This is a genomic window from Bacteroidota bacterium, assembly GCA_016706865.1.
Classification (GTDB): domain Bacteria; phylum Bacteroidota; class Bacteroidia; order Chitinophagales; family BACL12; genus UBA7236.
The window spans coordinates 726,246-739,563 of the sequence record JADJIS010000002.1; the positions used below are offsets into that span (position 1 = coordinate 726,246).

Sequence of the window (13,318 nt, forward strand, 5' to 3'; positions counted from 1 at the left end):
ATCAGTTCAACATAAAAGGTGCTATCATCTGAAACTCCGGAATAACAACATCAAAGTGTTTGCCATCGAGTTTTTTGATCATGAGGTAGGTTCCTTTCATTTTCCCCATTGGTGCTATAAGATTGCATCCTGATACATATTGATGAAAGGCTCCGGGAACAATAACCGGGGTTTCACCAACCACACCTTCACCCTCTACCTCCCGCCAAATGCCCATACCGTCATAAATATGCCAGTGCCTGCGAAGTAATTGAACCGTGTTTTCACTCTTGTTTTCAATAGTTACACGATACGCAAATACAAACTCTCCATTTTTGGAATAGTTGTGCTGGAAGAATGTTTCCACACTAACTTTAACACCTTGAGTAATGCTTGTTACCATATTGTGAGGAATAAGACTGTAAATGTAAGTGATATTTTTTCTTACCCCTCTACTTTTAACCCAGAAAGTTATTCACTAGTTCCTCTGCTCTTTGGAGAGTAATGTCCAATTTGTCGTTTACGATGGAAAAATCGAACCGATCGTGGAAGCTCAGTTCCAATGTTGCTCTGTCAATTCTTGTTTTTAGAGTTTCGGGAGTTTCGGTGGCGCGTTTTTTTAATCTTTCAATTAATATTTCAAGAGAAGGAGGCTGAATAAAAATGGATAAAGTTTTTTCCGGATATTTATTTTTTAAACTTAAAGCACCTTTTACATCTACATCAAAAATGATGTTTTTGCCATCTTTCCACAATCTGGAAAGTTCACCCTCCAATGTTCCATAAAATTTTCCGGGATAAACTTCTTCCCATTCTACAAATTCGTTTGACGCGATTTTAGATTTAAAGGCATCGTTGGATAGAAAATAATAATCTTTTCCATCCACTTCATTTTCTCTTTTATTTCTTGTGGTTGCAGAAACTGAAAACGCAAGGGAAGGAATTGTATTTAACAGGTGTTTTACTACTGTAGTTTTTCCGGCTCCTGAAGGTGCTGTTACGATAATTAATTTACCGGACATTATAAAACATTATTTAATTGTTCTTTTATTTTTTCCAGTTCATCCTTCATCACCACTACCTTTCGCTGCATTTCTGCGTGGTAGGCTTTGGAACCTATGGTATTTATTTCCCTGTTCATTTCCTGACAGATAAATCCTAGTTTTTTTCCTTTTTCCGTTAATGATTCATTAATGGTCTGCACAAAATAATTACAATGGGATCTTAATCTTATCACTTCTTCGGTAATATCCATTTTTTCAAAATAGAATATTAATTCCTGTTCGAAACGATTGTTATCAATTTCTTCTTCGGTTACAAAGGCTTTCAGATCGTTGAACATTTTGCTTCGTTGTTGTTCCATACGCGATGGATCGAGGTGTTCCACTTCAATTAAAGCATTTAATATTAATTCTACGTGTAAAACAAGATCGGTTTCGAGATTTATTCCTTCGTCCAATCTGAATTTTTGTAATTGCGAGCAAACAGTATTCAAATGGTGAAATAATTCTGTATGTTGTTCTTCCGATAATGAATCGGTGGATGTTGTGGTTATATTCGGTAAACGAAAAACCAGGTCGAGAATATTAGCATCATTCACCTGAAGATCGGTGGTAATATTTTTAATTTGACGATAATATTCTTTTACAGCTGATGCATTGATATCGCCGGTTTTATCGTCAGTTAATTCAAAACCCAAAGAACAATCAGTCTTTCCTCTGACAATGGTTTTATTCAATATATTGCGGATCTCTATTTCATATTCTCTGAATAAAGGGGAAAGTCGCAGGTTTAGGTCGAAGGTTTTACTGTTGAGCGTTTTTAATTCGAGCACAATATTTTTGCCGTTGAGGGAAAAAGTTTTCCTTCCGTATCCGGTCATGGATAGTATCATAATTGGTATTTGAGTGCAAAAATACGATTATACTGTGGCTTTCAAAGTCTTATTATTTCCCGAAAAACTTACCAGTGCTACTCCTGCAAATACTAACAAGGAAGATATGATCTTAGTGATGGAAATTTTATCCGACTGCATTATTACTGCTATTAAGGTCGCTATTACTGGTTGCAGATAAATATAAACACTTACTAAGGCAGGGTTGCCATATTGGAGACCGAGAATATTAAATAAATATGCCAGCACCGTTGCGCCGAGTATTACTACTGCAAGAGCCCATAATGCATCTGATGGAATTGTTTGCCAATCGATAGCTAAAAAATCTTTAATACCAAATGGCAATACGAAAAAAAATCCGTAAAAGAATATCCATTTTGCAATAGTGAGTGGAGCATATTTTTGCATTAATGGTTTGGTATATACTAGAAATATTGCATAAGAAGTTGCATTCAGCATGATACAAATATCACCCGAAATACTGGAGGGAGAGGTAGTATCCTTTGCTCCGGAAGAAATGAGCATTGCAACACCGATGCCGCCTGTTATAATTCCCAATGCTTTAAGAACAGTTATTTTATCCTTTAAAATTATCCATGCCATTATTAAAACGATAATAGGAGTTGTAATCATTATTAATGCGCTATGTATTTCGGAGGTAAGGCTTAATCCCTTAAAAAATAATAACTGATTAATTGCAACGCCAAATAATGCTGCAAAGAATATTTTCTTTTGATCTTTTTTTTCTACTTTTTCTTTAATAAAAATGGAATGTAAAAGAAAAAATATCAAAAGTGCTCCTGTAACTGTCATCAAAACAATTCCAAACGGAGGAATATGCTCCAAAACAATTTTACCTATAGAATAATTAATTCCATAAATAATATTTGCGGATAAAATAAAGAGGTGGGCTTTGAGTGAATTCTTCACCATGCAAAGTTAAGAAATGTATTTTTGGCCGCGAAGACGCTAAGGGCGCGAAGTATGCGCTAAAAAGAAATAATTAATAGTACAAAATTATTAGCACACTTTACAACCTAAAATAGACTTTAAAAAATCACAAAACAAATCTTCGCGAAACTTCGCGCCCTTAGAGCCTTCGCGGCCTTGTTTTTAAAAATCAAGACTCAAAGAAAAATACCACTTTGGATCACCCAAACTAAACGACTCAATGGATTGAGCGCGGTCGACGCGAATGAAATATCCGAATAGTGTAGTTCTTACACCAAGCCCTGTTCCCATTACAACGGGATCGCGGAAATAATTTACATCAACGGTAATTGGAGGTTGAGAAATAACTACGTTATTATAGGGATTATCTTCTTCAAAAGGTGATAGTCCCTGCCATGCAGAACCAATATCATAAAAACCAATGATCTCAAAATTTTTCAAAAATTCTGATTTGATCGGTTTATTAAATAAATAAGAAAATATGGGGAAACGCAATTCCGAATTAAATACAGCATAACTATTTCCGTTGCGTGTATTTTGATCGTAACCACGTAAATTAGTTGCTAAGGTTTGGAATGCATAACCTGCATTCTGATCAATTTCGATATTCTGATTAAATACAGGAGCGATCCAACTATCCACTCCGCCCATATAATAAATTAATTTTTGTGTGCCGAAAGAAGTTCCACCCGCAATTCGGTTTGCCCAAATAATTTGACGATGCACTTTCTGGTAATGACGGAAGTCAAATCCTATCACACCTAAATATCCATCAAACAAACTCACTTTTAATCCCTGTGAAGTATTTACTTCAAATTGTTTGTGCATTTCAAACCAAACTTTATAACGCAAACCATTTAAAATATTTGTCATTATTGGAAAAGTATTGTCGTGCACATATTCCAGTTTTAAAGAAAGCCAATCTTCTTTGTAATTCGGTAAATTAAGACTGAAAGTGTCGTTACCTAAAAATATAATTTTTTCACCTCTGTAAGATAAACTTCCGCGCACTGATCTTATAACATCAAAAGGCCATTTAAGGGAACCTTCTACAATATTTGATTTAATACCCGCATCCACCAAAGGATACCATTGAGGTTGAAAGGTGTATTGTGCTTTTTCGGTCTGGTAATACCAGGTTACTTTTTTATCGAGTCTGCGTTTCAGATCGGAATAGGATAAATAATATTCGCCACCAGAAAATGAAGTTGGGAAACGTATTCCACCGGTAAAACGATAATCCTCAAAAAGATCACTGATGCTTACAGTAAATAAAGCACTCAGATTTGGAGTGGAATAAACTCCTCCGGTTGTATTAAAACTTTCGTATTTATTTACAAATAAACTATTATCGAGCTGACTGGTAACATATTCGCTTGAGAATTTAATTCGGTAAGGAATGATTCTGGATGAGCGGAATTTTGTACCGGTATTAATATTTTGTTGATCGGGATTATCCGATTGTCCAAGCGAAACAGCATCAGTTATTTCTCCCTCTACTGCAAATTCCGGTTCAGGAAAATCGCTTTGGAAATACATGCCTTCATCAATTTCTTTTTTAATGGTGTCGGTGCTGGTAATAATTGTTTCCGTTTTAAGCTGAGTAGCACTGTCAACCACACTTATTTTAGTGATTACATCATCATCCTTCTTTTTAGATTGATGAAATTACGGAAGGTGGTATTTTTAAGTGTGTTATTTTTCACTTCACTCATGTCGTCGGGTGCATTGGTGAGGTAAAACATATTATCCTTTCCGCGTTGAAAAACATCCACCACTTTTCCAGTTTTCCAAATTACATCGTGTTCGATGATATTACTTGCAAAATTTGTTACCGGAAAAATATAAGCAGTATCTCTGTAAATATCAGCAAGCGTAACGGAGTCGTATTTTATAAATGTTGTAAAATCGTTATAATCGTAAACGGGATTTGTTGTAATGGAATCGGGATAATGCACTAATGTGTCGGTATGATCATATAAACTATCCAGATATCCTGCGAATCTGTTTACAATGCCATTTTGATCACTTAAATATGCAAAATGTTTTTCGTCGAATTGCAATGGATCCTTCTCACTTATTTTTTTGGAGTGGGTAATTTTTACAAGGTCCTTTGCTTTGTGATTGTAATCGTAATAATAGAGATCCATATTGCCAACAGGTAAAATGGAATCTATTGATTTTGTGGTGAAGATGGTATCCTTGTCGCGGTTGGAAGCAAAAATAATTCCTTCATAACCATTGTTGAGTTGCACGTAACAAGGATTAAGATCATCGTAATAATCGTTGGTGAGTTGTTCCACGCGATCGTTGGTGAGATGATACATATAAATATCACTCTGACCGTTGTTCATTACACTCATAACCAAACGGCTGTTCATTTTTGCAAAGGATACATCCAGGATTTTCTGGAAACGTGTTAATTCTTTTGTTTCTTTTTTCTTATCCTCAACATTGTAAGTGGTGACATAATTTTTATATCGTTTCTCATAAACGATGGCTAATTTTTTTCCGTCGGGGCTCCAGCTAATTAATGGATTACTTAAGTCAGTAGCAAGAGTTCTGGTCTTTAATCCGCCGCGTTTTACTTTACGTGCTTCTTTGGAATCAATTTCCTGGATATACACTTTAAATCTTCCGTAATCATCAATCGCATATGCAATATTTTTCCCATCGGGGCTTATGGATAGCTGATGATAGTTAACATGTTTTTTAGTTTTTCGTGGAATTAAATATTCATCGGTCAGTTGATTTTTTTCAATTGCTTCCTTTTGATATTTATTTAAAAAATAACTGTACCAATCATCAATGGTGCTATTCACACCTTCCCCTAAAACAAATAAAAAGCCATTTTCGAGCGACCGGTTTATTCTGATGAGATATAACAAATTTGGAATTGTTGCCTCTCCATAATTCTCGGCGATATAATACCATAAAGCATGACCGGCAAAGCGTGCGTCTTCACCGGTAAGTTTATTAAATTTTTTATACTTACCACTTATTATTCCTTCGCGCAATTGATTGTCGAGTTCTGAATTCCATTCTTCTCCAATATAAGAGACCAAACCTTCGGTAAACCATTCAGGTAAATTCAGTAATACTGCATTTTGAACTATCTCTTGTAAATTCCCACCAAATATCATGGAGTTGATCAAAACTTTTCCAACTCCTTCGCGAATTTGTTTTCTTAAATGTTGATGGTTGCCATCGAAATAAACAAATATTTTATTTCCAATTATCTTCGTTTCTCCTCCAATATTGTATTGTTCTTCTTTTCCAACTGCAAAATTGCTTTGGTTGTAATCGGAAATATTATTATAGATAATGATCTCCGGTTTGCCGTTGAGTTTATAATCTAAAAGATCTTCTATTTGAATGAGATCGGCTTCTGCAATTTGGGCTGCAAATTTTCCGAGATTGAGTCCACCCTGATTAAAATAAACGAGAAAATGTTCACCCTCATAAAACTGCCAGGTGAATAATTTGTATTGTACGCGGTTTTGCCCGAACTGAATTTGAGTTCCTTGTCCGAATGCCACAGTTCCGCAAAGCAACAATGCAGCAATTAGTAGTGTTTTTAAACCTTTTAATGCGTAAACTTTCATCCTTCAGTCCTCTTCACCCTTGCAAAATACGTAGTTTTGCAATAAAGTTCAAGGTTTCCATTAAATTTTACAAAATAACGATATTCTCATGGCTCAAATTGTTTCATTCACCTTTAATCCGTTCTACGAAAATACCTATATTATATACGATGAAACAGGTGATTGTGTTGTGGTAGATCCCGGTTGTTACACAAAAAAGGAACAGTTGGAACTGAGCACCTTTATTACGGAACACAAGCTCAAACCGGTTTACCTACTCAATACCCATTGTCATATTGATCATGTTTTAGGCAACAAATATGTTGCCGAGACTTACAATTTGCCATTTTTAATGCCCGAAGGGGAACAAATTGTGTTGGATGAGGTGTTAAATTATGCTCCTTCCATGGGAATCAACTATCAAAAGTCGCCGGATGCCGACATTTTTGTGAAAGAAGGGGTAGATATCAAATTTGGAAACACGGTTTTGAAGGTAATTTCAGCACCCGGACACTCACCCGACTCTGTATGTTTTTACTGCGAAAAGGATAAATTTATTGCCAGTGGAGACGTTCTTTTCTACGATTCCATCGGCCGAACCGACCTTCCAGGTGGAAATTATACCACATTAATGGAATCCATTAAAAATAAACTGTTGCCTTTGGCGGATGATGTGAAGGTGTATGCTGGGCATATGCAATCGACCACTATTGGAAGGGAGAGGAAAATGAATCCATTCTTGAATGAGTAGACTCATCAATGACTGGAACAGTCAATCGCCCTTAGGTTACCAGCATCATCAATATAAACTTACAACTTAACAATTTTCTGAGTAAAACATCCTCCCAAAGTAGTTAGCTGAATAAAATAATTTCCTGCTGGGATTTCAGATATATTTAAATTATCTATATCCATAAAATCTTTAATTTTTCTTCCGTCTATGGAAAACAAAGAAATTGAATAATCGCCTTGTATATTATTAATGTCGATATTTAATTTATCAGTTACGGGATTTGGGAAAATAGAAAAGGCAGAAATATCATTATTTGATTCTGAAATATCTGTAAAGTGAACAGGATCATAAGAAAAAGTATTTGTGAGAAAATTCGGATCTATCCAATAAACTAAAATACCCCTAAAAGTTAATGGAGAAATAATCGTATAATAATCAACTTCCACCTCGTCATCTATTGTCTCTTTAACATGAATTAATATCACATCAGAATAAGTTCCATGAGCTGTTATTAAATTTCCATATCCAAGATATTCGCGCAATGAAACGGACTCCGGTTCTCCATCGAGTTGAAAAGTATCAATTTTTGATTCATTATATTCAAAAGGCAGCTCATAATAGGTGTTTGGGTTTGTCAATATTGTAGATGTGCCAAAATTATTATTACCAAGATATGTGTATTCATCTTCATCAAATTTATTATAACTGAAATATTCAGAAAAGCGTTTTATTATAAGTGTAGCTTCCGGAAAGTCTGCATCGAAGTCCGTTGTTTCCATTACTTCAAAATAATTTGGATAGGCTTCCGTAAAATTATATGATGAATAATCCCAAATTATATTTTCACCTGTGTCAGGCATTGGTATTGCCTCCTCAAAATTGTATATTGTCATATTTACCGGCGAAACAAAATCAGATACAAATTCCAATTGAGGTTGACTCCAAAGAGGAGTGGAAATGATAAAAAAAAGTAAAGGACAGAGTGCTTTCATAAGTAAATTTTAATTTATTCATGAAGATCAATCTTTACAGGTCGAGATTTAATGTTTTTATAAATCCTATACTGTTTGAAATATCTTCATGCATATAGCGATCGAACTCATTAAAAGTTACAGCCTTCCTATAATCCTCAAACAATTTTTCAATAATGGGAGAGGATTTCGCCGGTCCTCTGAATTCATATGCCTGTGCAGCTGTCAGCAATTCGATGGCGAGTATTTTTTCCAGATTTTCTGCTACGCGCAAACATTTGGTGACTGCATTAGTGCCCATGTTCACGTAATCTTTCTGTTCGTTACAACTGGAAATAGAGTCTAGACTAGCGGTGTGCAAAATTGTATGTTTTGTGAAACGATACTTTCTGCAACATATTGTGGTATTATTAATCCAGAATTTAATCCGGGATTATTGGTGAGAATCAGGCAGTTATTTCGAAACAAATCCCATATCATAACGAGTACTAATTATTCATAAAATTCGTAGATATATTGAGCCCACAATCTTCCCTCGCCATTTCCGTTTGTACAAATTCGTTGTTTTAATAAGCCATTTGTTAAATAAATATATTCATTAATTTCAGAATCATCGGTAAAAATAATATCCGGTGTTCCTTTTGTATAAGTGTTATAGGAAGTTTTTACTATTTTATCTGCTTCATAATAATATTCCTCGAATCTGGTGATATTATTTACGCGAGATTCACCAAGATATCCTTGCAGTTGAAAACTTTTAAATTTAATTATCCTATTGTTTAAATCATAGAATGTACTATCAATTTTTTTCCATTGATTCTCCCCTGTAAGTTGTTTCTTCACAAAGATCCTTTTTTTATTGTCAAAAGAATATGCATAAGAATTAAATAGATCCATTTGATTTACATCTGCCCTTAAATTTTGAGAATAGGCAGCCGGATAATTTTCATTAGAATAATAATGGAAAAATAGCAGATCACCCTTATCATTATAAATAAATTCATGCAATTTGCAATCAGACTGATTCTGATTGTAATGATTTTTTCGAATACTCTGGTAACTTAAAATATTTCCCTGTTTGTTGTATACAAAAAGTTCGGTTGCGTAAATGTTTTCGATCTTGGTATTAACCGTGAATTCAAAACGAAGCAAAGTGTCTCCAAATTGATCATATTTGTATTGTGTTGGGGTAGCGCCTTCGTAATAGCAGGATGTAATTCTTCCTAGGCTGTCGTAAGTTTTTATAAATGGTTTTGTAAAAAATATAGAATCGGTAACAGTTTTTACTTTATTTTTAATATATATATTATTTTCAGGATAGTATATTTCCGACCTTTCAAACTGACAAAAAGCAGATGTCCCCCAGCATAATAATATCAATATTTTAATTGTATGCTGCAATTATTAAATTAATTAATTTACAAATCATATTCTCTGACAAACTCCACGCTCATTTTAATATCCTCATGCAAATACCTATCAAAATCATTAAAAGAAACCACTTTTCTATATTCCTCAAACAATTTTTCTATAGTTGGAGATGTTTTCGCCGGCCTCCTGAATTCAAACGCCTGTGCTGCTGTCAGCAATTCTATAGCCAGAATTTTTTCCAGATTTTCTGCTACGCGTAAACATTTTGTCGCAGCATTGGCACCCATGCTCACGTGATCTTCCTGTTCGTTGCAACTGGAGATGGAGTCGACGCTTGCAGGCGTGCATAATTGTTTATTTTGTGATACTATACTTGCTGCAACATATTGTGGTATCATTAATCCCGAATTTAAACCAGGATTATTGGTGAGAAATTCCGGTAATTTTCTTGCACCGGATAATAAACGATAAATTCTTCTTTCAGAAATATTTCCCAATTCGCTTAATGCAATGGCTAAAAAATCTAAACTGAGTGCAAGTGGTTCGCCGTGAAAATTTCCGCCGCTTAAAATAGCATCATCTTCTGCAAATACATTCGGATTATCGGTAACTCCGTTTATTTCTCTTGTCACAATTTCTTTTACGTATTCAATTACGTCCTTACATGCTCCGTGAACCTGAGGTATACATCTGAAGGAATAAGGATCCTGCACTTGTTCTTTTTGTGAGAAAAATGTTTCACTTCCGGTTAAAATATTTAAAATATTTTCTGCGGTTTTTATTTGTCCATTTTGATTTCTTATTTTATGAATGCGCGCATCAAAAGGTTCTGCCTTGCAATCCCATGCTTCTAAACTTAAACATGCTATCAGATCTGATAATTTTGAAATGCGATCCGCCATCATCAAGCATTTAACAGCATGCGCACTCATAAATTGTGTGCCATTCAATAAAGCCAAACCTTCTTTGGAACCCAAACGAATTGCTGATAAATTAAAATCATCCAACACTGATTTTGTATTTCTGATTTGTCCTTCGTGTATCATTTCCCCTTCACCAATTAATGCCATACTCATATGCGATAAGGGACAAAGATCTCCGCTTGCACCAAGTGAACCCTGTTCATAAATAACAGGTAAAATATCCATATTAAAAAAATCGATCAGGCGCCAAACAGTTTCCACACTTACACCCGAATTTCCATAACTGAGTGATTGTGCTTTTAATAATAATAAAATTTTATTTACTTCATCATCAATAATATCTCCCACTCCACATGCGTGACTTCTGATGAGATTATATTGTAATTGTTCGATATCATCATCCGAAATTTTTACTTTGCACAGCGATCCGAAACCGGTATTTACTCCGTAAACGGGTTCTTCGCGTTCATGTAATTTTTTGTCGAGGTATGTGCGGCATTTTTGAATTGCATTTCTCACATCATCTGTTAAACCCAATTTTGTTTTTTGGTGGAGGATGTTGCTGATCGTTTCAATGGTCAATTTGTCAGAGCCGATATGATAGGTGTCCATATTTTAATGTTTCGGCGACAAAAATAAAATTAAATTTGCAGGATGCAGGATATTATGACCTTTAATGGGATAAACAAAAGTTTTGGGGATGTGCAGGCATTGAAGGATATTAGTTTTTCTATACCTGCAAATTCCATTTTTGGCTTATTGGGGCCAAATGGAGCCGGAAAAACTACCCTGATTCGCATTATCACTAAAATTTTTGCTGCCGATTCGGGACAAATTCTTTTTGCAGGCGAAAATATGAATGGGGGAGATTATTCCAATATCGGATATATGCCTGAGGAAAAGGGCATGTATAAAAAGATGAAGGTTGGCGAACACCTTATTTATTTGGGTAGATTAAAGGGTTTGTCTAAAATAAAAGCAAAAGAACGATCTGAATTTTGGCTACATAAACTAAATGCTGCCGATTGGTGGAATAAAAAACTCGAAGACCTCTCGAAAGGGATGCAACAAAAAACGCAATTTATAGCTACCGTTTTGCACGAACCTAAATTGCTGATACTGGATGAACCTTTTTCGGGTTTGGATCCCGTGAATGCAGAATTGATAAAAAATGAAATTTATAATCTTCATAAACAAGGAGTAACCATTATTTTTTCCACCCACAGAATGGAACAGGTGGAAGAAATATGTAAAAATATTGTTTTAATAAATAAGGGAAGTATGGTTATTGATGGCGAGGTAAGCAGTATTAAAAATCGTTTTAAAGAAAATAAATACAAAATTGGATTTAGCGGAGACCCGATCTTAAATACCAACGAAACCTTCGAGATTTTAGTGAGAGATGAAAATTCGATGGTAGTTAAATTAAAAGGAGATACCAGTAGAAACATTTTGCTGCAAAATTTTATCCAACAAAATGTAGAGATCAATTTATTTCAGGAGATTTTACCTTCGCTCAATGAAATATTTATTCACCTTGTAAATGATGCCAATCATGCATAAAACCTGGCTGATAGTAAGTCGTGAATATATTACAAGGGTTCGTAAAAAGTCCTTTATCATTTTTACCTTGTTGGGGCCTCTGTTATTTCTTGGAATAAGTATTTTACCTATAATTATTGCAACTGCAAATAAAGGTTCGCAAAAAATATTGGTGAAGGATGATTCGGGTTTAATTACTGCATTGCCTGATACTGCCGGATTGTATTTTAATTTTAAATACAATGCCCAGCCCCTCGCAGAATTAAAAACACAATTTACTAAGTTGGATGACGGATATGATGCACTGTTGTATATTCCTCAGATGCAGCCCGATGCACCCTATGGTATAGAAATTTACAGCAGAGATCAGATGAGTTTGACAACACGAATATATATTGAGAGTATAATTGCCGACAAACTGGAAGAAATTAATTTAAAGAATCAGAACCTCAGCAAACAACAAATATTGAAATTGCGACCCAAGGTTACTATTGATGATAAGGTTACTTCCGGAGCAAAACAAAAGGAAGGAGATGCAGTGGTAGCAAGTATATTCGGTTATGCAATGGGATTTATCATTTATATAGTTTTGTTGATCTATGGTACAATGGTAATGCGCGGAGTAATGGAAGAAAAAACTTCCCGTATCATTGAAGTAATTATAAGCAGTGTAAAACCTTTTCAATTAATGATGGGAAAAATATTGGGAATTGGATTGGTGGGACTAACACAATTTGTTGCCTGGGGATTTTTGATAACCATATTAAATATTATTTTGGGAGGAGTATTCGGAGGACAAATTGCAGAGATGCAAAATGTTTCTGCAGCTCAGGGAGGAGACCCGGATATGTTAGTGATAACACAGGCGTATGAAAGTTTAAGTGCACATCCTGTATATTATTATTTGTTGATTTTCCTTACCTATTTTTTAGGGGGATATTTTATTTATGCCGCATTATTTGCAGCAATTGGTTCACTTGCAGGAGATGATGATACGGATGTGCAGATGTATGCCATGCCGGTTACTTTATTAATTCTCGCTTCCATTTTTATTATGATGAGTGTAGTACAGCAACCGCATACTCCACTTGCATTTTGGGCTTCAATTATTCCGTTTACCTCTCCGGTTGTGATGCCGGCATTGGTTCCATTTGGAGTTCCCACATGGCAATTATTTTTATCAATAGGAACATTAATAGCTGGATTTATTTTCACCACCTTTATTGCGTCACGAATTTACCGGACTGGAATATTGATGTATGGCAAAAAGATAAAATTCAGGGAAGTTGTGAAATGGATGTTTTATAAAGGGTGATCAATACAAAAAATAAAAGCCCCCGTAGGAGCTTTTATTATATATATATCAAGCA

At 34.9% G+C, this 13,318-nt stretch carries 13 protein-coding genes; 3 read left to right on the forward strand and 10 right to left on the reverse strand.

Annotation, left to right across the window (positions count from 1 at the left end; translation table 11 throughout):
• Position 1: 1 nt before the first annotated feature.
• The 6 genes from apaG to IPI31_06195 form a co-directional block, all read right to left on the reverse strand.
• Positions 2-382 (reverse strand): Co2+/Mg2+ efflux protein ApaG, encoded by a 381-nt coding sequence (gene apaG, locus IPI31_06170; protein MBK7567398.1) that lies wholly within the window; start codon positions 380-382, stop codon positions 2-4.
• Positions 383-437: 55 nt separating this feature from the next.
• Positions 438-1,001, reverse strand: coding sequence for a guanylate kinase (gene gmk / locus IPI31_06175; GenBank protein ID MBK7567399.1), 564 nt, complete (start codon positions 999-1,001; stop codon positions 438-440).
• Entirely contained in the window at positions 1,001-1,873 is an 873-nt protein-coding gene (locus tag IPI31_06180; GenBank protein MBK7567400.1) for a YicC family protein, read from the reverse strand. The genes gmk and IPI31_06180 overlap by 1 nt, the downstream gene beginning before the upstream one ends.
• Before the next feature lie 27 nt (positions 1,874-1,900).
• Positions 1,901-2,803, reverse strand: coding sequence for an EamA family transporter (locus IPI31_06185; protein MBK7567401.1), 903 nt, complete (start codon positions 2,801-2,803; stop codon positions 1,901-1,903).
• Positions 2,804-2,986: 183 nt separating this feature from the next.
• The gene (locus IPI31_06190; protein MBK7567402.1) at positions 2,987-4,444 is read right to left on the reverse strand and encodes a hypothetical protein; all 1,458 of its coding nucleotides are present in this window, start codon (positions 4,442-4,444) and stop codon (positions 2,987-2,989) included.
• A 14-nt stretch (positions 4,445-4,458) separates the two neighbouring features.
• Positions 4,459-6,429 (reverse strand): PD40 domain-containing protein, encoded by a 1,971-nt coding sequence (locus tag IPI31_06195; GenBank protein MBK7567403.1) that lies wholly within the window; start codon positions 6,427-6,429, stop codon positions 4,459-4,461.
• Positions 6,430-6,517: 88 nt separating this feature from the next.
• Here IPI31_06195 and IPI31_06200 point away from each other — a divergent pair, with 88 nt between their 5' ends.
• Positions 6,518-7,159: an MBL fold metallo-hydrolase gene (locus IPI31_06200; protein ID MBK7567404.1), complete on the forward strand. Its 642-nt coding sequence runs from the start codon at positions 6,518-6,520 to the stop codon at positions 7,157-7,159.
• A gap of 59 nt (positions 7,160-7,218) precedes the next feature.
• Here the strand turns inward: IPI31_06200 and IPI31_06205 are convergent, their stop codons facing one another.
• The 4 genes from IPI31_06205 to hutH all read right to left on the reverse strand — a co-directional run bounded on the left by IPI31_06205 (position 7,219) and on the right by hutH (position 11,018).
• Complete coding sequence (locus tag IPI31_06205) at positions 7,219-8,133, reverse strand: T9SS type A sorting domain-containing protein (protein ID MBK7567405.1); 915 nt, start codon at positions 8,131-8,133, stop codon at positions 7,219-7,221.
• A gap of 34 nt (positions 8,134-8,167) precedes the next feature.
• Positions 8,168-8,473 carry an aromatic amino acid lyase gene (locus tag IPI31_06210; GenBank protein MBK7567406.1) on the reverse strand — a complete coding sequence of 102 codons (306 nt, stop codon included), beginning with the start codon at positions 8,471-8,473 and terminating at the stop codon, positions 8,168-8,170.
• Positions 8,474-8,604: 131 nt separating this feature from the next.
• The gene (locus tag IPI31_06215) at positions 8,605-9,513 is read right to left on the reverse strand and encodes a hypothetical protein (protein MBK7567407.1); all 909 of its coding nucleotides are present in this window, start codon (positions 9,511-9,513) and stop codon (positions 8,605-8,607) included.
• Between the two features lie 17 nt (positions 9,514-9,530).
• Positions 9,531-11,018: a histidine ammonia-lyase gene (gene hutH / locus IPI31_06220; protein ID MBK7567408.1), complete on the reverse strand. Its 1,488-nt coding sequence runs from the start codon at positions 11,016-11,018 to the stop codon at positions 9,531-9,533.
• Positions 11,019-11,060: 42 nt separating this feature from the next.
• Between hutH and IPI31_06225 the strand changes: the two genes are divergently transcribed.
• Both IPI31_06225 and IPI31_06230 read left to right on the forward strand, forming a co-directional pair.
• Complete coding sequence (locus IPI31_06225) at positions 11,061-11,969, forward strand: ATP-binding cassette domain-containing protein (protein ID MBK7567409.1); 909 nt, start codon at positions 11,061-11,063, stop codon at positions 11,967-11,969.
• Positions 11,962-13,263 (forward strand): ABC transporter permease, encoded by a 1,302-nt coding sequence (locus IPI31_06230; GenBank protein ID MBK7567410.1) that lies wholly within the window; start codon positions 11,962-11,964, stop codon positions 13,261-13,263. The genes IPI31_06225 and IPI31_06230 overlap by 8 nt, the downstream gene beginning before the upstream one ends.
• The last annotated feature ends 55 nt before the right edge of the window (positions 13,264-13,318 follow it).

Bases quoted from the DNA above. Each gene is read 5' to 3' on its own strand.
- apaG (MBK7567398.1), bottom strand. From the start codon at position 382: ATGGTAACAAGCATTACTCAAGGTGTTAAAGTTAGTGTGGAAACATTC.
- IPI31_06205 (MBK7567405.1), bottom strand. From the start codon at position 8,133: ATGAAAGCACTCTGTCCTTTACTTTTTTTTATCATTTCCACTCCTCTT.
- IPI31_06225 (MBK7567409.1), top strand. From the start codon at position 11,061: ATGCAGGATATTATGACCTTTAATGGGATAAACAAAAGTTTTGGGGAT.
- hutH (MBK7567408.1), bottom strand. From the start codon at position 11,018: ATGGACACCTATCATATCGGCTCTGACAAATTGACCATTGAAACGATC.
- IPI31_06230 (MBK7567410.1), top strand. From the start codon at position 11,962: ATGCATAAAACCTGGCTGATAGTAAGTCGTGAATATATTACAAGGGTT.
- IPI31_06195 (MBK7567403.1), bottom strand. From the start codon at position 6,429: ATGAAAGTTTACGCATTAAAAGGTTTAAAAACACTACTAATTGCTGCA.
- IPI31_06200 (MBK7567404.1), top strand. From the start codon at position 6,518: ATGGCTCAAATTGTTTCATTCACCTTTAATCCGTTCTACGAAAATACC.
- IPI31_06180 (MBK7567400.1), bottom strand. From the start codon at position 1,873: ATGATACTATCCATGACCGGATACGGAAGGAAAACTTTTTCCCTCAAC.
- gmk (MBK7567399.1), bottom strand. From the start codon at position 1,001: ATGTCCGGTAAATTAATTATCGTAACAGCACCTTCAGGAGCCGGAAAA.